Genomic DNA, 21,519 nt, shown 5'->3' with positions numbered 1-21,519 from the left:
CTATTCCTGTTCAATTTGCTCAGGATCAATACCGATATCTCGTAGGCGTTGTTTTAATTGCTCTATTTGTTGTTCGGCTTGCTGTTGAGCTTGTTCTGCTTGTTGTCGAGCTAGGGCTTCTGCATCTGCTCGTTGTTGTGCTTCTCGTAACGCTTGCGCCTGTTCTGTGGGATTCAGCAGTTTCTCTCCTGTATCTTCTCGGTAAAAACCGATTAATTCTCCTTCCACTTGCAACCGCAAACCTAATGGTTCGCTGCGATTGTCTGTGATTAATTCATATACATCTTGCCGCAACCGATAACCCTGCAACTGTCCTTGCACCCATTCGCCCTTGGGATCAAATAGCCAGTATTCTTTGACACCAAGTTGCTCATACAAAATCTTCTTAAATTCTTGATCGTGATTTTTTGTCCCTGCGGAAGTCATTTCAAAAATTACAGATGGAACTTCCCCTTCTTCCCACACCTTGTAATTATCTCGACCACCAGGGGCGACATTAAAAATAACCATTACATCTGGTGCAACGCGCAACTTAGGAAACCCTTGGGCATAGTAAAGAAACTGATTAGCGAGGACTGTTGCCTGTTGTCCTGCTAAATACTGGCGTAGAACTTCCAACGTCGCCAGTAAAACGCATAGATGGGCATAGCTTTCTGCCACAGGTTCACCATCAGAACTAGGATAGAACACTTCTGCCCGTTGGGTTGAAGATAAGGCTGGGGTCATAGTCATGCCATGCAGAAGGTTTGGATGTTTCAATTATAAAAGTCAATAGTCAATAGTCATTTGCCTCTCTGCCTCTTCTCTCTTACTCCCCTGAGTCGGAAAAAATAATTTTGAGCAATACTGGTACAAGAAGGAATCTTTAAACAAAATCCCAACATGGCAATTCAACTCAGTAATACGCCTTTGCTGGAGTGGGCAGGCGATAGTTTGGCAATCGGATTATTTGAAGATGCAGTAGAGTTAACTGGTGAACTGGCGACTTTAAATGACAAGTTTGCCGGCATCTTAAAAGAAGTAATTGCCGAAGAAGAATTTACAGGCAAAGCCAATAGCACCGTTTTCACTCGTGTCACTGGTGGTAATGCAGTTAAGAAAGTAATTTTAGTCGGCTTAGGAAAACCAGAGGCGCTGAAAATAGATACCGTGCGTCGTGCGGCTGCGGCTGTGGCAAAAGTAGCCAAAAAGCAAAAAAGCAAAACTTTAGGATTTAGCTTTCCATTATGGAATAACGACCCAGGCGCAACAGCCCAAGCGATCGCTGAAGGTGTACAGTTGGCACTGTATCAAGATGTACGCTTTAAATCAGAACCAGATGATAAAGCTTCCAAAGTTGAAACAGTAGAATTACTGGGATTTGATGGGCAAGAAGCAGCGATTGCTCGTGCTAATCAGATTGTCTCCGGGGTAATTTTAGCTAGAGAGTTGGTAGCAGCTCCAGCCAACGCAGTCACGCCCATTACAATGGCAGAGACAGCCCAAGCGATCGCTAAAGACCACGGTTTACAAATTGAAATTCTGGAACGAGAAGATTGTGAAAAGCTAGGTATGGGTGCTTTTTTAGGAGTTGCTCAAGCCTCCGATTTGCCGCCAAAATTCATTCACCTCACCTACAAACCCCAAGGCACACCCACAAAAAAACTAGCCATAATTGGTAAAGGTTTAACCTTTGATTCTGGTGGACTGAATATCAAAGGTGCAGGTAGCGGCATCGAAACCATGAAAATTGATATGGGTGGTGCAGCTGCTACTTTAGGTGCAGCCAAAGCGATCGCTCAACTCAAACCAGATGCCGAAGTTCACTTCATCTCAGCCGTCACTGAAAACATGATTAGCGGTCGCGCCATGCACCCAGGGGACATCCTCACCGCCTCTAACGGCAAAACCATCGAAGTCAACAACACCGACGCAGAAGGACGTTTAACCTTAGCTGATGCTTTGGTTTACACCGACAAATTAGGATTAGATGCGATCGTTGATTTAGCCACCCTTACCGGTGCTAACGTCATTGCCTTGGGTGAAGATATTGCAGGCTTGTATACTCCCGATGATGCTTTAGCTTCCCAACTAGAACAAGCTTCTGCCACATCAGGCGAAAAAATTTGGCGAATGCCAATGGAAGAAAAATATTTTGAAGGCTTGAAATCCGGCATTGCGGACATGAAAAACACCGGGCCACGTCCTGGTGGATCTATTACTGCTGCTCTATTTCTCAAACAGTTCGTCAAAGATACCGCTTGGGCGCACTTAGATATTGCAGGCCCAGTATGGACAGACAAAGAAAATGGCTACAACGGCTCTGGAGCCACTGGCTACGGTGTGCGGATGTTGGTCAACTGGGTACTAGGAACCGAAGTCTAAAGTATGAAGTATGAAGTCTGAAAACTCATATTTCAGACTTCATACTTCAGAATTCATACTTTATTCGTGTTATCTTGGGCTGGCTGCCAAAAGCTGTTGCAATAGTAACAATAGTAATTTGGCAGCCAGAAAGTTAAGGTTTTTCGACAAAGCCATCTGGTAAAATTTGTAAGGTTTCTAGAAGCTCTGAGCAATGGGATCGACTTGCGCACGGATAGCAATTGACGCAATGGGGGGGGATAACGCACCCAGTGAAATCGTTGCTGGCGCATTGCGTGCCAGTGAAGAATTGGGTGTGAAAGTCTTGTTGGTGGGTGATCCCCAACAGATTCAAGCTGTCATGCCACCAAAGACTACTTTGGAGCGGGTGGAGATAGTTCCGGCTGAGGAAGCGATCGCAATGGATGAGGAGCCTTTAAATGCGGTTAGACGCAAACGCAAGGCTTCTATTAATGTGGCAATGGATTTAGTCAAAAATCAGCAAGCAGATGCTGTATTTTCTGCTGGTCATTCTGGGGCAGCAATGGCAGCAGCATTGCTCCGCCTAGGAAGATTGCCAGGAATTGATCGCCCAGCAATTGGTACGGTTTTCCCCACGATTATGGCTGGCAAACCAGTATTAATACTTGATGTTGGCGCAAATGTAGACTGCCGTCCTAAATTTTTAGAGCAGTTTGCTGTCATGGGTTCGATTTACAGCCAGTATGTGTTGGGTAATGAAAAACCCAAAATTGGTTTATTAAATATTGGCGAAGAAGACACCAAGGGTAACGAGCAAGCTCTCCGCGCCCATCAACTACTGCGAGAAAATACTCTAATTAATTTTGTTGGTAATGCCGAAGGCCGTGATGTACTTTCTGGTCAATTTGACGTAATTGTGTGTGATGGCTTTGCGGGCAATGTGTTATTAAAATTTGCCGAATCTCTGGGAGGAGTAATTCTGCAAATCTTACGAGAAGAACTGCCCCAAGGATTACGCGGTCAAATTGGTACTGCACTGTTAAAACCAAATCTCAAGCGAATTAAGCAGCGCATGGATCATGCGGAGCATGGAGGTGCTTTACTGTTAGGTGTGGCTGGAGTTTGTTTCATCGGCCACGGCAGTTCGCAAGCACCTTCAATTTTTAGTGCAATACGTATGGCAAAAGAAGCGGTGGATAATCAGGTACTGCAAAGACTTCAGTCCCAGTATGAAATCCTACAGCGCGAAAGCGGTTAGTAATGAGTCATTTTTGATTTGGAGCCAGTGCGTTGCGGTGAGCAGTCCGTTGGGCGGCTCTGCCGACTTGTAGTAACTGGCGTTCATTTGTCATCTCAAAGATAGAAGGGCAAATGACTAAAACGCTGAGAGCTTGGGAGATTAGGAGTGGAAAAGTTAGGTGTATCAATTACCGGAAGTGGCTCGGCAGTACCAGAAACTTCCCTCGACAACCACGCATTGACAGCACTGGTTGAAACTTCAGATGAGTGGATCACCACAAGAACGGGAATTCGTCAACGACGAATATCACTACCGTCAGATTCGGTGAGTTCCTTGGCGGCGGCTGCTAGTCGTCAGGCGATCGCCTCTGCCGGAATTCAAGCAACTGATTTGGATCTGATTTTGCTGGCAACATCTACCCCTGATGATTTATTTGGCAGTGCTTGTCAAGTACAAGCTGAATTGGGAGCGAATAAAGCCGTAGCATTTGACTTAACAGCTGCTTGTTCTGGCTTTGTCTTCGGGCTAGTCACAGCTGCCCAATACATCAGAACCGGAGTATATAAAAATGTACTGTTGATCGGAGCAGATATCCTCTCTCGTTGGGTAGATTGGCAAGATAGAAAAACTTGTGTGTTGTTTGGTGATGGTGCAGGAGCAGTAGTATTGCAAGCTAATGAAAGCGATCGCTTACTCGGATTTGCCCTCAAAAGCGATGGCACTCAAAATCATCACCTGAATCTTGGTTACGCAGTCTCTTCTCAAGAACTACTCCCAGGTATTAATGTCTCTCAAGGCACTTACCAACCCATCACGATGAACGGTAAAGAAGTTTACCGCTTTGCTGTGCAGAAAGTACCAGAAATTATTGATAAAGCTTTATTTGCAGCAAACCTCACTGTTGAGCAAATTGATTGGCTACTCTTACACCAAGCCAATCAGCGGATTTTAGATGCTGTTGCCGAACGCCTAAATATTCCTGAACATAAAGTTATCAGTAATCTTGCCAATTACGGCAATACTTCCGCCGCGTCAATCCCTCTAGCTTTAGATGAAGCAGTGCGACAAGGCAAAATAAAACCCAATGACATCATTGCTGCATCCGGCTTTGGCGCAGGCCTCACCTGGGGTGCAGCCATTTTTCAATGGGGAAAATAGGTATTAAGTAAAAAGTAAAAAGGTAAAAATTTTTACTTTTGCTTTTTTCCTTTTGACTTCTTAATTGACTCTTGACAAATGACTAAAACCGCATGGGTGTTTCCCGGACAAGGTTCCCAAACTCTGGGAATGGGAATGGATTTACTAGATATACCCTCCGCCAAAGATAAATTTGCCCAAGCGGAGGCAATTTTGGGCTGGTCTGTGACTGAGATATGCCAAAACCAAGAAGAAAAGTTAGCACAGACACTTTACACTCAGCCCTGTCTTTACGTAGTTGAGAGTATTCTTGCTGACTTGATGCGCGAACGAGGACATCAACCAGATTTAGTTGCTGGCCATAGTTTGGGTGAGTATATTGCCCTTTACATTGCTGGTGTCTTTGAATGGTCTGCGGGTTTGCAATTAGTCAAGCGTCGTGCTGAACTGATGGATAGCGCCGCAGGCGGGATGATGGCGGCTTTGATGAACTTTGACCGGGAACAGTTAGAAACAGTCATTGCACAAACACCAGATGTAGTTTTGGCGAATGATAACAGCCCGGCGCAGGTCGTTATCTCTGGTACTCCAGACGCAGTACAAACGGTGATGTCTCAAGTTAAGGCCAAGCGGGCTATTCCTCTTAAAGTTTCTGGGGCGTTTCACTCACATTTAATGGCTGCTGCTGCTGCGGAGTTTCAAGATATTTTAGAATCTGTGGAATTTGAATCTGCAACTGTACCTGTAATGTCGAATGTTGAACCTGTACCCTCAGCTGATGCACAGATTTTAAAACAGCGTCTAACTCAACAAATGACTGGTTCGGTACGTTGGCGAGAAATTTCTCTGCAATTACCGGCTAACAGTATTGAGCAAGTCATAGAAATCGGCCCTGGCAATGTTTTAACAGGTTTAATTAAACGCACCACTCCTGATTTAATCTTAAATAACGTCCGTAATGCTGCTGAATTACCGGACTAGAGAATACAAAAGTGTAAAAAATGATGGTGAAATACTTAATTTCATACTTCATACTTCATACTTCACACTTCATACTTCATCCTTCCTATGTCTCGCAGTCGTGAACCGTTGATCAGTCTGGCACTTTACCACGCATTTAAATGGTCGATTGTCAGTCCCATGTTACATGCTTACTTTGGGGGTAAAATTTATGGGGTTGAAAATGTCCCACAATCAGACCCATTGGTGGTTGTCAGCAATCACGCTAGTTACTTCGACCCGCCGATTGTTTCCAATTGTGTGCGTCGTCCGGTAGCATACATGGCTAAACAAGAGTTGTTTGAAATTCCTGTTTTAGCGCAAGCAATTAAATTGTATGGTGCTTACCCAGTCAGTCGAGGGAATGCCGATCGCAATGCTATCCGTGCAGCCCTAGAATGTCTAGAAAATGGTTGGGCTGTGGGAGTATTTTTACAAGGTACTCGCACCCCAGATGGTAGAATCACCGAACCCAAAAAAGGCGCAGCATTGCTGGCTGCAAAGGCAAAAGTACCTATATTACCTGTAAGTTTATGGGGAACTGAAGGTATTTTAGAAAAAGGCTCATCGATACCGCGTGCTGTTCCACTCACTATCAGAATTGGCCATGTAATTGACCCCCCTAGTTCCACTAATAAAGATGAATTAGCGGCCGTAACACAAAAGTGTGCAACGGTAATCAACGAGATGCACGATTTAGGGCGTTAAAAAGAAATATGCTTTTAGGTGGTAGCGATCGCCACTTTATTTTTATATGTTTCTAGTATCTATTAGCGATCTCTAAACTAGCTTATTTTTAGAAATTATATGAGTGGCTTTGATGCCAAGAATTTTTGGAACCGATTTAATAATTCGGCTTTAGTCCGTTTTTTACTTTTAGTGGCTGCTGGCTGGGCGTTCGTGCAACTTTTAGCCTATTTTGAAGCAGTCATAGTTATTTTTACATTTGCGGCAATTTTAGCTTTCTTACTCAGTTATCCAGTACAGTGGTTGCGGCGTTTTTTGCCTCATGGTTTAGCTGTGATTGTCGTATTCTTGTTTAGTATTGTGATTTTGGGTGGATTGATTATCACTGTTGGTTTAGCCGTTTTATCTCAAGGACAACAATTAATTGATAGTATTTCTGGTTTTTTAACTTCTTTAGCACCCTTTATAGAAAAAATTGAGGGCTTGCTTCGTAACCGGAATCTGCAAATAGACTTAAGTGTAATTGAAGAGCAACTGCGTAATCAGGCTGTATCAACATTAGTCACTAGTTTGACTTTTTTGCAACAATTATTGACTAATTTTGTAACTTTTATCTTGATTGCTGTTGTGGCATTTTTTATGCTATTGGATGGAGAAAAATTGTGGAATTTTATTTTAAAAATAGTTCCTAAACAGCGCCGTGTTAGATTTACAAACATCATCCGGCGTAGCTTTTTAGGCTTCTTTCGTGGTCAATTATTATTAAGTTTATTTTTGACAACAACAACTTTTATTGTATTTTTATTACTGCAAGTACCTTTTGCTTTATTGTTATCTACAATAATTGGCATACTAGACATAATTCCTGGCATAGGGGCAACTTTAGGAGTTAGCACAATTACTCTAATTGTATTATCTCAAAATGTTTGGCTGGCATTAAAAGTATTAGTTGCTTGCATTATCCTTCAGCAGATTCAAGACAATTTAATTGCGCCTCGCATTATGCAAGGTGCGTTGAATCTAAATCCAGTTGTAGTATTTTTTGCTTTGTTAGTAGGTGCTAGAGTGGCAGGATTGTTAGGTGTTTTTATCTCTATTCCTATTACCGGAATCGTTGTATCTTTATTTGAAATTGATGAGATGAAGTCAGAGATTTAGTCAATGAGCAATAGTCAATGGTCATTTGTAATGCTTACTTAGTCCCTAGTTTCTAATGTATAGCAGTAGCCAAGGCAGTTAGGACATCGGCCAATGATAAAACTCATGCAATAAAAGACTTTTAACCCTGTAACCTGTCACCTGCTATAAAATTAGATTAATCATCATCAAAAAGGGAGTTATGTCAGATTTAAGGGCAGAATTAACAGAAATTGTGGATGAGGCGGAATGGGAGTGGTTAATTCCCCATGTACAGCGTGATGCAGTAATTTTGGTAGCACAGGAGCTAAACTTGTTAGATGTGGGAGAAGCGATCGCCGGTGATAACACTCAATTTGTACAGCAGTTGATTAATGAGCAATTAATTAGCAAACCTTCTGTCGATCAAGTGGGAGTATGGAATAGCGATCACCAAAAGCGATTCCATACCCTCATCATACAGCCCTTTGTTTTAGTACAAGAAATCGCTGCATAAGTAAAGTAAAAAGTTAAAAAATCAAAGATTGTTTTCTTTTGATTTTTACCTTTTTACTAATTATTAATTACTGCCTGCTCCCAATAGATTACGCCTTTTGTTACCATCACTCGCACCCGTATAACCAGTTGCTACCCACACCAAGGCTCTAGCTCCATCGCGGATGGATTTTTCAATTGGTTCAGGTGGTTTTTCAGAGGGTACTGATACAGCTTTAAAGTCAATTCCCCGGCTACCTAAAACTATCTCACCAATGACACAAGCACGTCGCATGTGAAAATCGGAAGTAATCAAATAAACTCTTTTAATACCACGAGCTTGCAAATCATCTACTAAGCTGGTAAAATTTGTAACTGTATCTACCGCTTCGTAATCCAAGTGTAAACGCTTGGGATCAACACCAGCTTTGACAAATACCTTGCGAGTGTGTCTAGGTGGACTACCACCAGTAATCCAAATTGGTAAATTTGGATACTTCCGAGCAAACTGCGCTGTAAATTTTTCTCTCTCTAAACTTTTCGTTGAACCACCTAAGACTAATACCGCTTGGGGTTGCGTGTATTGTTTTTTTGCTTCTTTGTAACCCAACCACATTAATAGGGGTAGAGCAAGAACCATAAACCGAAAAGATTTACCTGTAAACAATAGATTATTCTTCAAGGCTCTATGATTTTGTGTACTGCGATGTAATATTTTCTGAATAAATTAAAAAAATACGTAAAGTAGCAGACTTTAGTTAAATCCACCAATTTTAATTCAGCTAAATTTCCGTTAATACAGCTTCAATTACATATACACGCCATTTGCCGAAATTTACGGAATATTAGCAGATTTCCTCAATCCAGCCGACTATATTTTTACTAAATTTTTAGATAACGACGGGACTGGTGCGGCTCGAACGCACGACCTAGCGCTTAGGAGGCGCTCGCTCTATCCATCTGAGCTACAGCCCCAGTTACGAGGCATAAATATAATAGCAGTAGTTTTAACTAGACTGCCACAAATTGTCCCAAGAACCGCCGCCTATTTCTAACCCACAAAGGTGACTCTGTGATTTTAGGATGATTTTAGATTGTTTGCCACTTAAATTTCGCAACTCCAAATTCAGTTTTCCTTGCATCGTATCCCGACAACAGAACATTAAACCATTGTTTGTCGGCGCTCGTAGGAGTGTACCAGGTAGATGCGTAGTTCCTGTCAATTCAACCTCGTAGTTTAGATTTCTTGCTTGTATTTGCCATCTACCCCAAGGCTGAATTTGCCAATTTACTTCCGAATTCCAGGGGACAAATTCATAAAATTTGCCTTGATAATGTAGACCAATCATGGCGACAGATTCCATCCACCACAACACACCACGCCTACCACCACCAGCAGTCAACGCTAAGTCAGGTTCGCCGTCAAAGTGATTACAGTTTAGCCAAAACCATTTTTGAGGAAAAGCACCACCCCAATTTTTTTCGCCGTAAGCTGGCGCGTTGGTGAATTCGTAAACTTTGCCATTCCAATCAATCCAACCACTGGCCAAGCCGTGCGCCATCAAAATTTGCCATCCGGGTTCAAAAATCTGTAAAAATGACAGCCAGCCAGCTGTTGATTGCTGAAGGCTATTTTGATTACCCCAAGCATATACTGGCTGAATTTCATACAACCAACGGCAATAAAAACCTGTAGCGGGGTCGCGGATTATTCCCTGATTCAGGGTAGCTGTAGCTTGATAACCTTCTTGAATGTGTTGTTCAAACTCTGCTGGTAGGAGGTAGAGGGGTTGATTATTGAGGTTGGTTTTACCCCAATGACCCAAGGCTAAAGTATCTCGACTAGCCCAAAATTTCTGCACATCTGGAAAAGTCCGACATAAATACTCATCATTAGCGCCTAGAACTTGAGCTGCACCACCACTATAAGGTTTACCACCAATGGGGTCTTCAATAGAGTACATGAAGGCAAAGGTTTGTCCGCATTCCGGTAAAGTTACACGGTAATACCAGCCTTCAAAAAAACGCCGACTACTACTATCCCAATGGTAGCCGCTATGGGGTGTTTGAGAATTTACGGGGATAGGAAACATGAATTTAACTGCTTGCTAGTTGTCTATGTTTCAGTATGCGCGATCGCCTATGAACAAGTTTGACCATATTTAGGCGATCGCTAAAATTTCTGCCTGACAGTCAGCTAATAACTGCATATATCTACACCATACTCATTCTTTTGGCAGATGATAAACTCCCATCTTTAGATAGAACCATCTGTGCAATTACAGAGGCTATGCTGAATATCATTAAAAGCCAAGTAAAAAAAGCAACTCAAATTTATTGAAACCTTTGCCGATTAGTATTGCAATTTCTTTTGGAGCAAGGGTTTAGTTTTGCCAACACAGATTTTAGGAGTGTAATTAATAGTATGACAAATTCAGGCGATCGCGAAACTCATAACAGCGAAACTAGACAAGAATCTTACACTGACATTCAGGGTAACACCCACACTAACTTAACACGCACCAGTGAAACAGTTAACAACAATCCCAACCATGTCAACACGTATAAAAATGGTTATGCAAATGGTCGAGAAACAGAACGTCACTACCAACAAGCTAATTTAGCTGCGCGTGATCATGAAAATGCGTCTGTTGGTTTGTTATTAGGGATTTTTCTCACCTCTGTAGCTGGTTTAATTGTTGGTGCATTTTGGTATTTTAACCAACCCAGAGAAACAGTAATTCAAGAAACTCAACCAATAGTGACTCCTTCACCACAACAAACCACAATCATTGAAAGAACCACAGAAGTACCTGTAGTGGTTCCACAACCGCAAGTTCCAACTGTCACTATACCTTCGCCTCCAGATATTAACATTACCGTTCCCCCACAACAGCCTACAACTTCAGGAACGCAGACAACTCCTCCAAGGGATAGTTCTGCTGATACCCCCGCGGCTGGTAGTAAAACTAATACTTCTGAAACCACTGTACCTCAAAGGTCAAACCAATCAAACGACACATCAAATAGCGGTTCTTCTAACACCGGTGAGACTGGTACAGGTTCAGAGTAACCCCATTCAGTACTTTGCAGCTAAATAAAATCAAGATTTAGGAATAGTCAAAACCATGCGAAATCCAGCTTTAAGACTGGCTTTCGCTTTTTTTCGCACCTTCTTGACAAAAGTGTAATTACTCTAACTTCTCACAAATGGCGATCGCAGAGTTTAACAAGATTTTCAGGATGTGCCGATGAAATGCGTAGGCATCGCCTCTAATTAAGACTGTGATACATTAACAGAGATACTGCCAAAAGTTTCCTTAGTATGACAGCTACAACAAACTCTCGTTATGTTACCCGACAGCCTGATATTTTATCGGGTGAACCAATTATTACGGGAACTAGAACGCCTGTGAGAGCAATTGTTGAAAATTGGCGTTTAGGTATTAGACCAGAAGAAATACCGCTACATTTACCTCATTTAACTTTAGCCCAAGTCTTTGATGCTTTGAGTTTTTACTTAGATAATCAAGCAGAAATTAATGAATACATTGAGCGTAATCATGTCCCCGATGAATTAGTTCATTCAGCTATTAAAGCTAGATTAAATCAATAATAACGATTTTTGCTCAAGTTTATCATGGAAATTCAACCAACAGAAATTAGGAATTATTTAAGACCTGATGGTATAGATATTTTTTCTGAGTGGTTTGATTCTCTGTGGGATAGAAAAGCAAAAGCTAAAATTAGAGCAAGACTAGACCGAGTAGAAGAGGGTAATTTAGGTGATTGTAAATCAGTTAGTGATGGTGTTTTTGAACTTAGAATAAACTATAGTTCTGGCTACCGCATATACTTTGGTCAAGAAGGTTCAACAATTATTATTCTTTTGTGTGGTGGGGATAAAAGTACTCAAGATAAAGATATTGCTAAAGCTAAAGAATATTGGCAAGACTACAGGAGTAGAGATGATGCCTAGAAGTACAAGCTATCACGAAAAACTGATACAAGACTTAAAAAAACCACTAGAAGCAGCAGCTTATATTGAAGTTGTTTTAGAAGAAGGCGACCCGAAAATGTTGAGTAAAGCACTCCAAAATGTCATAGAATCGCATGGTGGAGTGGAGCAGCTTTCTAGACAAGTCAAGAAACTCTACAATAAACTTGACCAAATGCTATCAGAGAAAGGAGAAATTGAGTTTTACAGTCTAAATTCTTTGTTAGATGCTTTAGGCTTACATTTGGCAGTCACAGTAAAGCCATGATTCAAGTGTTTATATTATTGATTGACAGAGATTGCTTTCTGGCGTTGCCGATTAAAATGTGATTACATTCAATTTAGTCTGTGGTAAATTCACAAAAATACTGCCAAGATTTTCATCAGTGTGACAGTTAAAACCAACTCTCGTTTAATGTTGGGTTGCGCTACGCTTAACCCAACCTACATCTACTGAAAGTACAGAGGTGCAGCAGGTAGCAGAAAAATTTATTCAGACGAATTGCTATAACCCCGCAGTGCTAGGTATCGGAATTATGAGATGTTGATTCTTCTGTGCATTTGGGGCTTGTAATAAATCTTTATAAATGTTGAAAAGCCTTAGATGTTAGCCTTTAAATCGTGCGTACAAAAAACCACAAAAAACAAAAAAACACACCCAAAATAACCCACCCAACACTGTTCCATTAAACAATATTTCACCCCCAAAACCAAATGACAATAATATAAAAATTAATAACAAGTCCACAGGCACATACAACAAACCAAATAAACCGCCTTCACCGTACCAAGTATTGCGAGGAAAGAATACAAACCCAACCCATACACTAAGCAGCGCCACCGGAATAGGAAGAAAAATAATCATATTCCTACTTAAAATTCCCCATACAAATATACAAAACGAGTTAATTATTATTCCCCCCTCCCTACCGGAGTTATAAAATTTCCAACCCCATATATAATCCTATATATAAAATCTCCAACCCCATATATAAAATCTCCAATCCAATCTAAAGGTTGCACAGCAATGCGCGCACTAATTCCACATACAGCGACCAAGCCGCCTTGCGTTCTGTGGGTTCAACATCCTACAAGACATCGAACCAATGCCTAAAGGTAAACTTACAGATACAGTTTTTAAGGAAAGGCAATTCATAAATATAACTAAGCAAATTTAACTAATTTCTCTGTGATTATTATAGAACTCTGGTAAAGTCCCTAACACAAGCAAAATCAAAGCAATCTCAAGATGTTTCGTTGAAAATGCTTCACCTACGCCGATGCTTCGCCTACGCAAATCATAATCAATCAGCCAGATTATGATAGTAATAACATCTGTGCATCCAACAAAAGATAATACTACTTCTAGCCCCAATCAAAATCATGACAGTCGCCCAAGAATTAGAACCAGCAGAAGGTATAATATTTCCACCAGGAGATATTGAAAGTGACCTACCAATAGAAGATATAATATTCCCACCAGGAGATATCGAAAGTAAAGAACCACCATTGGAAAGCGATTTACATCTACGCCAAATTATTCTGTTATTACAGTGTTTAGAATTGTGGTGGCAAAATCGCAATGACTTTTATGCTGCTGGAAATCTGACAATTTACTACAGTGAACGTCAACTCAAATCAGAAAAGTTTCGCGGCCCAGATTTTTTTGTCGTGCAAGGCTGTGAAAGAAAACCCCGCAAAAGTTGGGTAATCTGGCAAGAAGACGGTAAGTACCCCAATATTATTGTGGAGTTACTTTCCTCTTCTACAAAAGCCACAGATAAAGGCTTAAAAAAACAAATCTACCAAGATACCTTTCGCACACTAGAATATTTTTGGTTTGATCCAAATAATCTAGAATTTGCTGGGTTTCATCTAGTAGATGGAAATTACCAACCCATAGAACCAAATCCCCAAGGTTGGTTATGGAGTCAGCAGTTAGACTTATACTTAGGTGTGCAGAACAATCAATTACGTTATTTCACGGTACAAGGGGAGTTATTGCCGACACCGGAAGAATTAGCAGCACAAGAAACACAGCGTGCTGAACAAGAAAAGCAACGTGCAGAACAAGAAAAGCAACGCGCAGAACGTCTAGCTGCTAAGTTGCGGGAGTTAAATATTGACCCCGATTTTTTATAAAAATTGATTTCCTTACCAAGTTATGTGGTTTCGGTGTTGGGTATATATCTGCAATAATTTAAATAAACCTCATCTATGTTGGTATCTGGAGTTTTTGATTATTCTGTTGTGTCATTGCGACGTAAGGAAGCAATCTCATCATCTCGATAAAAAACTACGATTCTCAAAGTAGACGAGGTTTAGTTCCGATATAATAATCAGTTTGTCTATTGCATCCCATTTTTTAGTATATGTCCAAAACCTACACCGTAGAACTGCATCACCAAGGTAAAACTCTAACTCTGCAAGTTCCTGAAGATGAAACTATTTTATCAGTTGCCGATGCTGCTGGTTTGGAACTACCGAGTTCTTGTCATGCTGGTGTTTGTACAACTTGCGCCGCGCAAATTACCGCAGGAACTGTAAACCAAACTGATGGTATGGGCGTTAGTCCAGAACTGCAAAAACAAGGTTACGCATTACTTTGTGTCTCTTATCCTCGTTCTGATTTGAAAATTGAGACTGAAAAAGAAGAAATAGTTTATCAGTTGCAATTTGGGAAAGACTAGTAAAGTATGAAGTTTGAAGTCTGAAGTCTGAAAAATAAGATTTAATATTTCAGACTTCATTCGGTTATTGTAGAACAAATCAATTAACAGGAGAAATGGCGATGACTACTCATTTTATTACCGCAGAAATCGATATCCAAGAAACTCCTACGGAGTTACAAAAAGCCATTGAAGCCAAGTTGAAAAAACAAGGTGAACCACTGCGTTGGGCTATTACTTCTGTGGATGAAGACCAACAAAAAGCTACTGTTGAAGCAATCGTTACTACAGGAAATGTTGAGTTTTAAGTGTATAGCAGTGCTAGTTTTTTCTAGCACTCAGCACGGGCTGAACGCCCCGCTACCGCTAACAGCACTTAGCACTCAGCACTTAACATGCGTCCTTACACTGCTATTTTGATTGTACCTACTGGCGTTGGGGCGGCGATTGGGGGTTATGCCGGAGATGCGATACCAGTTGCTAGAACATTAGCACAGGTTTGCGATCGCCTGATCACTCACCCCAATGTCCTCAACGGCGCAAGTTTATATTGGAACATTCCCAACGCTTTCTATGTGGAAGGTTACGGACTTGACAAATTTGCCGCTGGATGCTGGGGTTTACGTCCAGTCCGTAATAATAAAATAGGTTTACTTTTAGACCAAGACATTGAACCAGATTTGCGGCTAAGACACTTGCAAGCTGCTGATGCAGCGAAAGCAACTCTCGGATTAACTATCACAGATTATGTAATTACTGATGCTCCGTTAAATGTAGAATTACGCACAGCACAATCAGGTGTAAGCTGGGGAACTATCGGCAACCCAGATAGTTTACTCAGGGCGGCGGAGATACTCATCAAGAAAAGTGGGGCAGAAGCGATCGCAGTTGTCGCCCGTTTCCCCGATGATATGGATGAAGATGCCGTCCAAAACTACCGCCAAGGTAAAGGCGTAGACCCTCTAGCAGGTGCAGAAGCCGTAATTAGCCATTTACTAGTCAGAAACTTGCAAATTCCTTGCGCCCATTCACCAGCACTCGTCAGCGCACCAGCCTATCCCGATTTATCTCCTCGTTCCGCCGCGGAAGAATTAGGCTATACTTTTTTACCAAGTGTCCTTGTCGGCTTGAGTCGCGCCCCACAATTTATTGTCGAGAAACAATTATTTACATCTCAACAACAAGATATTTGGGCAAATCAAGTAGATGCTGCGATCGTACCTGCAAATGCTTGTGGCAGTAGCGCTTTGCTGAGTTTAAGCGAAAAACAATGCCAAATAATTACCGTAGAAGAAAATAAAACTCAAATCCAAGTTCCTGCCCAATCGTTGGGAATCAAATCCATAAAGGTAAACTCATATTTAGAAGCAGTAGGTGTATTAGTAGCCCTCAAAGCAGGCATCAATCCAGATGCTTTGGTTAATAATCAATAGTTCTCCCCTGCACCCTGCACCCTTCCCCCTGCCTCTTCTCCCCCATTCCCTACTCCCTAAACACCCGTGGTAGAACAACAAAAACAAGAACCAGAAATTCCATACCTGACGCGTACCCAAGTGCTGGTAGCGATGGGGGTGACTGCGATTTTATTATGGACAGTCGCTAAAGTTTGGTTGCGCTTTGGCGGTGTTTTCTTATTCAAGTGGGAATGGAACGAAATAGATGTTTTGTGGGGTCTTGGTGTAGGAGCTATGATCACCGGATTAAGTGGTTTAGCTTATCGATTGTGGCCTCTCTATCGTCAAAGTGCAGACTATTATCTAGAACTAGTTTTAAGACCTTTAGCTTTACCTGATTTAATTTGGCTGGGTTTACTACCGGGGTTAAGTGAAGAATTATTATTTCGAGGTGTAATGCTGCCAGCTTTAGGCTTAGATCATGTAGCTGTGATTGTATCTAGCCTTTGCTTTGGAGTTTTACACCTCAGTGGTTCTCAACAATGGCCTTACGTAATTTGGGCTACCATTATTGGGGTAATTTTGGGATATAGCGCCCTTTTGAGTGGAAATTTGTTAGTGCCGATTGTTGCTCATATTATGACAAATTGGGTTTCTAGCTATTTCTGGAAAATGCAGCAACGTTAACTCAAGGCAGTGTGAGTCTAGCTTGGAGTGGACTAGCCGCGATGGGCTGCACCCCGCCGTAGGCGATCGCAACTGCCTGTGGTAAAATCCGGTGTTCCTGAATTTGAATCCTGGCGTGGAGTGTTTCTGGCGTATCGTCTGGTAATACTGGCACGGCGGCTTGAACTAAAATCGGGCCGCTGTCAACCTCTAAGCAAACTAAATGCACTGTACAGCCAGTGATTGTTACCCTAGCTTGCAATGCTTGTTCAACAGCATGAAGACCCTTAAAACTCGGTAACAAACTAGGGTGAATATTAATAATTCTGTTAGGAAAAGCATCAATAAAGACCGATGTTACCAGACGCATCCAACCAGCCAAAATTACCAAATCTACATCATACTGGCGCAGAGTCTGGACTATTTGCCTATCTAAAGCTTCCCGATTTTTGTATTCGCGGTGATTTAATAAAACAGTTTCAACACCACGACTTGCGGCGCGTGTTGCTGCTTTCGCACCTGGATTATTGTAAATTAGAACTGGAATTTGGGCATTAAGTTGCCCATTTTCAATAGCTTGGGCAATTGCTTCAAAATTGCTGCCATTCCCAGAAGCCATAATTCCTAGCTTTATCTGAGTATCACTAGATGATAGGCGATCGCTAATGTTGGGAGAAACCAAGCTCAAGTTAGAATCAGGGCGAAAAGTCATAACAGCAACAAGGAAAAATTGATAGATGCCAAAAATATATACTAATAAATCTTGGTTAGATAATGATACATTTGCTGCCTGGACTTTTCTTGCACCTGCATTAATTTTATTAAGTCTATTTGTTATTTGGCCGATCGCCTATTTGTTTTACCTTAGTTTCACAGCTGGCAGTTTTACATCCACAGGTACTTATTGGATAGGTTTGAAAAACTACTGGCGCTTGCTACTTAACCCCGATTTCTGGCAAGTTCTTGGCAACACCATCTATTTTACCCTTGCTACTATCATCCCCAGTTTAATTATTCCTATAGGATTAGCAGTTTTATTAAATCGTTCTTTAGCTTTTCGGGGGATGTTAAGAAGTGCCTATTTTTTACCTTCAATAATTTCTTTAGTAGCTGCTGGTTTAGGATTCCGCTGGCTATTTCAAAATTCTGGCCCTGTAAACACATTTCTCAATTTATTTGGTATTGCACCAATTTCTTGGCTAGGAGATACATTTTGGGCAATGCCTGTACTGATTATTTTGAGTATTTGGAAACAATTAGGTTTTAATATGGTTGTCTTTTTAGCGGGGTTACAAGCAATTCCTTCCACTCGCTATGAAGCAGCCGAATTAGATGGTGCGAATGCTTGGCAACAATTTTGGCATGTTACCTTGCCGGGATTACGTCCTACATTAATTTTTGCCACAGTCACCACAGCAATTTTTACATTGCGGAGTTTTGAGCAAGTTTACGTGATAACAGGTGGCGGCCCTTTGAATACTACTAATTTGTTGGTTTATTATATTTACCAAGAAGCGTTTGGTCAGTTTGATTTTGGTTATGCCGCTGCGGCTGCAACTATACTGTTATTCTTCACGTTAGTTTTAGTTTATTTGCAGTTACGTACCTGGGGCGAAGAATCTTAGGTATAGATAAGAAACTATCATTAAACTCTAAATATTTAACCTCAGACTAGTATTTTTTCTGAAGACAATTGATACAAAGTATAATTATGATTTTGGGTGATATATATTAGCTATTACTTTTTATGGAAAGACCACTCATATTAATTCTCTGTACAGGTAATTCTTGTCGTAGCCAAATGGCAGAAGGATTTTTGCAGGAATTAGCTGATGATTTTCTAGCAGTAGAAAGCGCAGGTATGAACCCTGCGAAAGAAGTGCATCCTTTAGCAGTCAAGGTAATGCAAGAAATAGGTATAGACATTTCTCAAAACTCTTGTAAGCACCTTCATTTATTTCTAGATAAAAAAATCGATACAGTGATCACAGTTTGTAATAATGCTGATCACAGTTGTCCAACTTTACCTAAAGCAGTTAAACGTCATCATTTCAGTTTCCCTGATCCAGCAGAAGCGACAGGTACAGAATTAGAAAAATTGCAAGTATTTCGCCAATCTCGTGATAATATAGGCAAGCTATTTTTAGCATATATAGCTGGTAGACGCGATGCTAATTAGAAGCTAATTACAGGATTTAAACTATGTTAGCTGACTCAATTGATCTGCCTTTAACTATGTTGAATGCCCTAGCAGAGCGTACAGATTTACTAATGATCTTAACTGATAGAAATGGGCGTATTCAGTGGGCTAATTCAGCATTTATTCGGCATACAGTATTGACAATCGAACAACTAATTGGACAAAGATTTTTTACTGTATTTGGTTCTGATTACAAACTTCATATTCAACAAACTTATATCCGAGAACAGCTATTAAAAGGTGAAAGTTTTAAATTTGAACTTTCTTATACCTATGATAATTCAATAGAGAATTGGTTATTGATAGATGGACAGCCAATTTCTAATGCAGAAGGAATAGCCATTCAATATGCTGTTATAGCAACAGATATTACTTTACGTAAGCATACAGAACAAAATTTAGAGCAAACTCGACAAAGGTTAAAGCGACTTGTAGAAAGTGTAAAGTTAGTACCTTGGGAAGCTGATGCTGTAACTCACCAATTTACATATTTGGGGCCACAGGTAGAAGATTTATTTGGATATGACATTGAACAATGGTATGAACCACATTTTTGGCATCAACACATTCACCCAGAAGATTTACCACATGTTCTTAACCATCTCCAAACTGTTTTATTAGGGCAAGATAATTTTATAATTGAGTATCGGTTATTAGCAGTTAATGGAAATTGGATTTGGGTAAAAGATATTGTCACTGTTGTGCGAGAACAGGGTAAAGTTGTCCAATTCATTGGCTTTTTGATAGATATTAGCGAGCGCAAACAAGCAGAACTCTCATTAAAAAAAGCTCTGAACAGATTAGCAAAAGCTAATCACAAACTAGAAACACGAGTAGAGCAACGTACTCTGGCGTTGAGTCAAGAGAAAGAAAAACTAGAACAAACTTTGCAGCAGTTACAAAAAACTCAAACTCAACTAATTCAAAACGAAAAAATGTCTAGTCTTGGACAACTTGTAGCTGGCATTGCTCATGAAATCAATAACCCTGTAAACTTTATTCATGGTAATTTGGGGCATATTGTTGAGTACAGTTATTTATTATTAAATCTACTGCAATCATATCAACGAGAATATTATAAACCTTCTTTAAAACTACAAGCAGAAATCGAAAATGCTGATTTTGATTTCATCCTAGAAGATTTACCAAAACTTTTAACTTCAATGGAAGTTGGTACTAATCGAATTCGAGAAATAGTCTTGTCTTTGCGGAATTTTTCTCGTTTGGATGAAGCTGAAGTCAAAGAAGTTAATATTCATGAAGGGATTGATAGCACCTTAATGATTTTACAAAATCGCCTCAAAGCTACATCTGTTCATCCAGATATTAAGGTAGTCAAACAATACGCTAATCTTCCTTTAGTGGAGTGTCTTGCTGGACAACTTAACCAAGTATTTATGAATATTCTTGCCAATGCTATCGATGCGTTAGAAGAGCGTGACCAGAAGCGTTCTTACCAAGAGTGTGAGAATAATCCTAGTACAATTACAATTTGCACCGAAATAGATAATAGCGAAAAAGATTCTTCAATTCCCTTAATCATAATTCGTATTGCAGATAATGGACTTGGTATTAGTGAAGAAATTAAAAACCGTTTATTTGATCCTTTCTTCACTACTAAAACTGTTGGCAAAGGTACAGGTTTAGGGTTGTCTATCAGTTATCAAATTGTCGTCGAAAGGCATCAAGGCAAATTAGAATGCTACTCTACTTTTGGTGAAGGGACAGAATTTGTAATTTCTATTCCTCAACAACCGATAAGAAAAGCTGCTGACTCCTAGATTATTTGTTGTTAATTTTTCCTGACCTATGTCAGCATTTTTTGTTGTAAAAAAGACTTTTTAAGCCTATTCTTCGTTAATTATCTAAATATTATTCATTTCTCATTCAGCGAATTATCTGTATTGGTGTAATCTCGATATACAGTGACTCTCACAATTGAGCTTTGCAATTATTGACACTCCGAGGTGAGTACCATGAGAAGTTGTGCTGATCTACAAGAACTTATTTCTAACCAAATTCAAGAAAAAAATTGGCAGCAGCAGGATTTCAGTGGATGTAATTTGAGTGGAATTGACTTAAGAGCAGTTAATTTAAGTGGGATTAATTTGAGAGGAGCAGATTTAAGTTGTGCTAATTTATCTGGTTCTATTTTGAATTGTGCAGACTTAAGTGAGGCAAATTTAACGCAAGTAAATTTCAGCAATGCTGATTTAAGCTACGCAAATTTATGTGGATCTTGTTTATGGCGATCGCAATGTAGTAAGAGTAACTTTTGGGGAGCTTCTTTGTGTGGTGCAGATTTTACAGAAGCAGACTTGAGTACAGCTAATTTCATTGAAGCCTCTTTGATAGAAGCCAAATTAGTTAGAGCTAATCTTAGAGAAGCAAGGCTATGTGGAGCAATACTGCTGGAGGCTAATTTAACTGAAGCAAACTTAAATGGAGCAGACCTAACATGGACTAATTTAACTAAGGCAAACTTGTTAAATGCAAATCTTTGGGAGACCAAAATAATTTATAGTAAGCTAAAGCATACTATTATGCCTGAAGGTACAATTTATAACCCAGAAATTATTATTGGTTATTAAAGT

Annotated in this window: 25 protein-coding genes and 1 tRNA gene; 20 read left to right on the top strand and 6 right to left on the bottom strand. The window is 40.3% G+C overall.

The features are described from left to right. Complete coding sequence (locus IQ259_RS10635) at positions 1-726, bottom strand: Uma2 family endonuclease (protein WP_193884459.1); 726 nt, start codon at positions 724-726, stop codon at positions 1-3. Between the two features lie 156 nt (positions 727-882). On the opposite strand from IQ259_RS10635, the gene IQ259_RS10630 reads away from it, so the two are divergent. From IQ259_RS10630 to IQ259_RS10600, 7 genes are all read left to right on the top strand, one after another. Beyond that, positions 883-2,364, top strand: a complete 1,482-nt coding sequence (locus IQ259_RS10630) for a leucyl aminopeptidase (RefSeq protein WP_193884457.1) — start codon at positions 883-885, stop codon at positions 2,362-2,364. A gap of 193 nt (positions 2,365-2,557) precedes the next feature. After that, the gene (plsX, locus tag IQ259_RS10625; protein ID WP_193884455.1) at positions 2,558-3,583 is read left to right on the top strand and encodes a phosphate acyltransferase PlsX; all 1,026 of its coding nucleotides are present in this window, start codon (positions 2,558-2,560) and stop codon (positions 3,581-3,583) included. Between the two features lie 147 nt (positions 3,584-3,730). Then, on the top strand, positions 3,731-4,723 hold the full coding sequence (locus IQ259_RS10620) for a beta-ketoacyl-ACP synthase 3 (RefSeq protein WP_193884453.1): 993 nt from the start codon (positions 3,731-3,733) through the stop codon (positions 4,721-4,723). Positions 4,724-4,801: 78 nt separating this feature from the next. Continuing rightward, complete coding sequence (fabD, locus tag IQ259_RS10615; RefSeq protein WP_193884451.1) at positions 4,802-5,683, top strand: ACP S-malonyltransferase; 882 nt, start codon at positions 4,802-4,804, stop codon at positions 5,681-5,683. Positions 5,684-5,770: 87 nt separating this feature from the next. Beyond that, the gene (locus IQ259_RS10610) at positions 5,771-6,409 is read left to right on the top strand and encodes a 1-acyl-sn-glycerol-3-phosphate acyltransferase (protein WP_193884449.1); all 639 of its coding nucleotides are present in this window, start codon (positions 5,771-5,773) and stop codon (positions 6,407-6,409) included. A gap of 99 nt (positions 6,410-6,508) precedes the next feature. Continuing rightward, a complete protein-coding gene (locus tag IQ259_RS10605) occupies positions 6,509-7,546 on the top strand; it encodes an AI-2E family transporter (protein WP_193884447.1) in 1,038 nt (345 codons plus the stop codon). Positions 7,547-7,727: 181 nt separating this feature from the next. Then, positions 7,728-8,021: a DUF2288 domain-containing protein gene (locus IQ259_RS10600; RefSeq protein ID WP_193884445.1), complete on the top strand. Its 294-nt coding sequence runs from the start codon at positions 7,728-7,730 to the stop codon at positions 8,019-8,021. Positions 8,022-8,084: 63 nt separating this feature from the next. Here IQ259_RS10600 and IQ259_RS10595 read toward each other — a convergent pair whose 3' ends face one another. From IQ259_RS10595 to IQ259_RS10585, 3 genes are all read right to left on the bottom strand, one after another. Next, a complete protein-coding gene (locus IQ259_RS10595; protein WP_193884443.1) occupies positions 8,085-8,639 on the bottom strand; it encodes a YdcF family protein in 555 nt (184 codons plus the stop codon). Positions 8,640-8,900: 261 nt separating this feature from the next. Then, positions 8,901-8,974, bottom strand: a tRNA-Arg gene (locus IQ259_RS10590). Positions 8,975-9,006: 32 nt separating this feature from the next. Beyond that, positions 9,007-10,092: a tocopherol cyclase family protein gene (locus IQ259_RS10585; protein ID WP_193884441.1), complete on the bottom strand. Its 1,086-nt coding sequence runs from the start codon at positions 10,090-10,092 to the stop codon at positions 9,007-9,009. Positions 10,093-10,424: 332 nt separating this feature from the next. On the opposite strand from IQ259_RS10585, the gene IQ259_RS10580 reads away from it, so the two are divergent. The 4 genes from IQ259_RS10580 to IQ259_RS10565 all read left to right on the top strand — a co-directional run bounded on the left by IQ259_RS10580 (position 10,425) and on the right by IQ259_RS10565 (position 12,264). Beyond that, positions 10,425-11,072 carry a hypothetical protein gene (locus IQ259_RS10580; RefSeq protein ID WP_193884439.1) on the top strand — a complete coding sequence of 216 codons (648 nt, stop codon included), beginning with the start codon at positions 10,425-10,427 and terminating at the stop codon, positions 11,070-11,072. Positions 11,073-11,324: 252 nt separating this feature from the next. Further along, positions 11,325-11,615, top strand: a complete 291-nt coding sequence (locus tag IQ259_RS10575; RefSeq protein WP_193884437.1) for a DUF433 domain-containing protein — start codon at positions 11,325-11,327, stop codon at positions 11,613-11,615. 24 nt (positions 11,616-11,639) lie between these two features. Beyond that, a complete protein-coding gene (locus tag IQ259_RS10570; RefSeq protein ID WP_193884435.1) occupies positions 11,640-11,978 on the top strand; it encodes a type II toxin-antitoxin system RelE/ParE family toxin in 339 nt (112 codons plus the stop codon). After that, on the top strand, positions 11,971-12,264 hold the full coding sequence (locus tag IQ259_RS10565) for a DNA-binding protein (protein WP_193884503.1): 294 nt from the start codon (positions 11,971-11,973) through the stop codon (positions 12,262-12,264). The genes IQ259_RS10570 and IQ259_RS10565 overlap by 8 nt, the downstream gene beginning before the upstream one ends. Before the next feature lie 339 nt (positions 12,265-12,603). On the opposite strand, the gene IQ259_RS10560 is transcribed toward IQ259_RS10565, so the two are convergent. After that, positions 12,604-12,861, bottom strand: coding sequence for a hypothetical protein (locus tag IQ259_RS10560; RefSeq protein ID WP_193884434.1), 258 nt, complete (start codon positions 12,859-12,861; stop codon positions 12,604-12,606). Between the two features lie 518 nt (positions 12,862-13,379). Between IQ259_RS10560 and IQ259_RS10555 the strand changes: the two genes are divergently transcribed. The 5 genes from IQ259_RS10555 (at position 13,380) to IQ259_RS10535 (ending at position 16,746) form a co-directional block, all read left to right on the top strand. Further along, complete coding sequence (locus tag IQ259_RS10555; protein WP_228014474.1) at positions 13,380-14,138, top strand: Uma2 family endonuclease; 759 nt, start codon at positions 13,380-13,382, stop codon at positions 14,136-14,138. Between the two features lie 230 nt (positions 14,139-14,368). Continuing rightward, on the top strand, positions 14,369-14,686 hold the full coding sequence (locus IQ259_RS10550) for a 2Fe-2S iron-sulfur cluster-binding protein (protein ID WP_193884432.1): 318 nt from the start codon (positions 14,369-14,371) through the stop codon (positions 14,684-14,686). Positions 14,687-14,787: 101 nt separating this feature from the next. After that, complete coding sequence (locus IQ259_RS10545; RefSeq protein ID WP_193884430.1) at positions 14,788-14,973, top strand: hypothetical protein; 186 nt, start codon at positions 14,788-14,790, stop codon at positions 14,971-14,973. Between the two features lie 87 nt (positions 14,974-15,060). Next, entirely contained in the window at positions 15,061-16,098 is a 1,038-nt protein-coding gene (locus IQ259_RS10540; RefSeq protein WP_193884428.1) for a DUF3326 domain-containing protein, read from the top strand. A gap of 66 nt (positions 16,099-16,164) precedes the next feature. Next, entirely contained in the window at positions 16,165-16,746 is a 582-nt protein-coding gene (locus IQ259_RS10535) for a CPBP family intramembrane glutamic endopeptidase (protein WP_193884426.1), read from the top strand. A 1-nt stretch (position 16,747) separates the two neighbouring features. On the opposite strand, the gene purN is transcribed toward IQ259_RS10535, so the two are convergent. Beyond that, entirely contained in the window at positions 16,748-17,437 is a 690-nt protein-coding gene (gene purN, locus IQ259_RS10530) for a phosphoribosylglycinamide formyltransferase (RefSeq protein WP_193884424.1), read from the bottom strand. A 25-nt stretch (positions 17,438-17,462) separates the two neighbouring features. Between purN and IQ259_RS10525 the strand changes: the two genes are divergently transcribed. From IQ259_RS10525 to IQ259_RS10510, 4 genes are all read left to right on the top strand, one after another. Further along, the gene (locus tag IQ259_RS10525) at positions 17,463-18,350 is read left to right on the top strand and encodes a carbohydrate ABC transporter permease (protein WP_193884422.1); all 888 of its coding nucleotides are present in this window, start codon (positions 17,463-17,465) and stop codon (positions 18,348-18,350) included. 122 nt (positions 18,351-18,472) lie between these two features. After that, positions 18,473-18,904 (top strand): arsenate reductase ArsC, encoded by a 432-nt coding sequence (locus tag IQ259_RS10520; protein ID WP_193884420.1) that lies wholly within the window; start codon positions 18,473-18,475, stop codon positions 18,902-18,904. Between the two features lie 23 nt (positions 18,905-18,927). Further along, positions 18,928-20,706: a PAS domain S-box protein gene (locus tag IQ259_RS10515; protein WP_193884418.1), complete on the top strand. Its 1,779-nt coding sequence runs from the start codon at positions 18,928-18,930 to the stop codon at positions 20,704-20,706. A gap of 195 nt (positions 20,707-20,901) precedes the next feature. Then, positions 20,902-21,516, top strand: coding sequence for a pentapeptide repeat-containing protein (locus IQ259_RS10510; protein ID WP_193884416.1), 615 nt, complete (start codon positions 20,902-20,904; stop codon positions 21,514-21,516). Positions 21,517-21,519: the final 3 nt, after the last annotated feature.

The sequence above is a fragment of the Fortiea sp. LEGE XX443 genome, assembly GCF_015206815.1.
In the GTDB taxonomy this organism is placed as follows: domain Bacteria; phylum Cyanobacteriota; class Cyanobacteriia; order Cyanobacteriales; family Nostocaceae; genus Nostoc_B.
This window is presented reverse-complemented; position numbering and strand designations above follow the sequence as displayed.

Coding starts and splice junctions, on each gene's coding strand:
- IQ259_RS10550 (WP_193884432.1), top strand. CDS start 14,369: ATGTCCAAAACCTACACCGTAGAACTGCATCACCAAGGTAAAACTCTA.
- IQ259_RS10595 (WP_193884443.1), bottom strand. CDS start 8,639: ATGGTTCTTGCTCTACCCCTATTAATGTGGTTGGGTTACAAAGAAGCA.
- IQ259_RS10580 (WP_193884439.1), top strand. CDS start 10,425: ATGACAAATTCAGGCGATCGCGAAACTCATAACAGCGAAACTAGACAA.
- IQ259_RS10575 (WP_193884437.1), top strand. CDS start 11,325: ATGACAGCTACAACAAACTCTCGTTATGTTACCCGACAGCCTGATATT.
- IQ259_RS10560 (WP_193884434.1), bottom strand. CDS start 12,861: ATGATTATTTTTCTTCCTATTCCGGTGGCGCTGCTTAGTGTATGGGTT.
- IQ259_RS10610 (WP_193884449.1), top strand. CDS start 5,771: ATGTCTCGCAGTCGTGAACCGTTGATCAGTCTGGCACTTTACCACGCA.
- IQ259_RS10540 (WP_193884428.1), top strand. CDS start 15,061: ATGCGTCCTTACACTGCTATTTTGATTGTACCTACTGGCGTTGGGGCG.
- IQ259_RS10520 (WP_193884420.1), top strand. CDS start 18,473: ATGGAAAGACCACTCATATTAATTCTCTGTACAGGTAATTCTTGTCGT.
- IQ259_RS10525 (WP_193884422.1), top strand. CDS start 17,463: ATGCCAAAAATATATACTAATAAATCTTGGTTAGATAATGATACATTT.
- plsX (WP_193884455.1), top strand. CDS start 2,558: ATGGGATCGACTTGCGCACGGATAGCAATTGACGCAATGGGGGGGGAT.
- IQ259_RS10565 (WP_193884503.1), top strand. CDS start 11,971: ATGCCTAGAAGTACAAGCTATCACGAAAAACTGATACAAGACTTAAAA.
- IQ259_RS10585 (WP_193884441.1), bottom strand. CDS start 10,092: ATGTTTCCTATCCCCGTAAATTCTCAAACACCCCATAGCGGCTACCAT.
- IQ259_RS10630 (WP_193884457.1), top strand. CDS start 883: ATGGCAATTCAACTCAGTAATACGCCTTTGCTGGAGTGGGCAGGCGAT.
- IQ259_RS10600 (WP_193884445.1), top strand. CDS start 7,728: ATGTCAGATTTAAGGGCAGAATTAACAGAAATTGTGGATGAGGCGGAA.
- IQ259_RS10605 (WP_193884447.1), top strand. CDS start 6,509: ATGAGTGGCTTTGATGCCAAGAATTTTTGGAACCGATTTAATAATTCG.
- IQ259_RS10545 (WP_193884430.1), top strand. CDS start 14,788: ATGACTACTCATTTTATTACCGCAGAAATCGATATCCAAGAAACTCCT.
- IQ259_RS10510 (WP_193884416.1), top strand. CDS start 20,902: ATGAGAAGTTGTGCTGATCTACAAGAACTTATTTCTAACCAAATTCAA.
- fabD (WP_193884451.1), top strand. CDS start 4,802: ATGACTAAAACCGCATGGGTGTTTCCCGGACAAGGTTCCCAAACTCTG.
- IQ259_RS10515 (WP_193884418.1), top strand. CDS start 18,928: ATGTTAGCTGACTCAATTGATCTGCCTTTAACTATGTTGAATGCCCTA.
- IQ259_RS10635 (WP_193884459.1), bottom strand. CDS start 726: ATGACCCCAGCCTTATCTTCAACCCAACGGGCAGAAGTGTTCTATCCT.
- IQ259_RS10555 (WP_228014474.1), top strand. CDS start 13,380: ATGACAGTCGCCCAAGAATTAGAACCAGCAGAAGGTATAATATTTCCA.
- IQ259_RS10570 (WP_193884435.1), top strand. CDS start 11,640: ATGGAAATTCAACCAACAGAAATTAGGAATTATTTAAGACCTGATGGT.
- purN (WP_193884424.1), bottom strand. CDS start 17,437: ATGACTTTTCGCCCTGATTCTAACTTGAGCTTGGTTTCTCCCAACATT.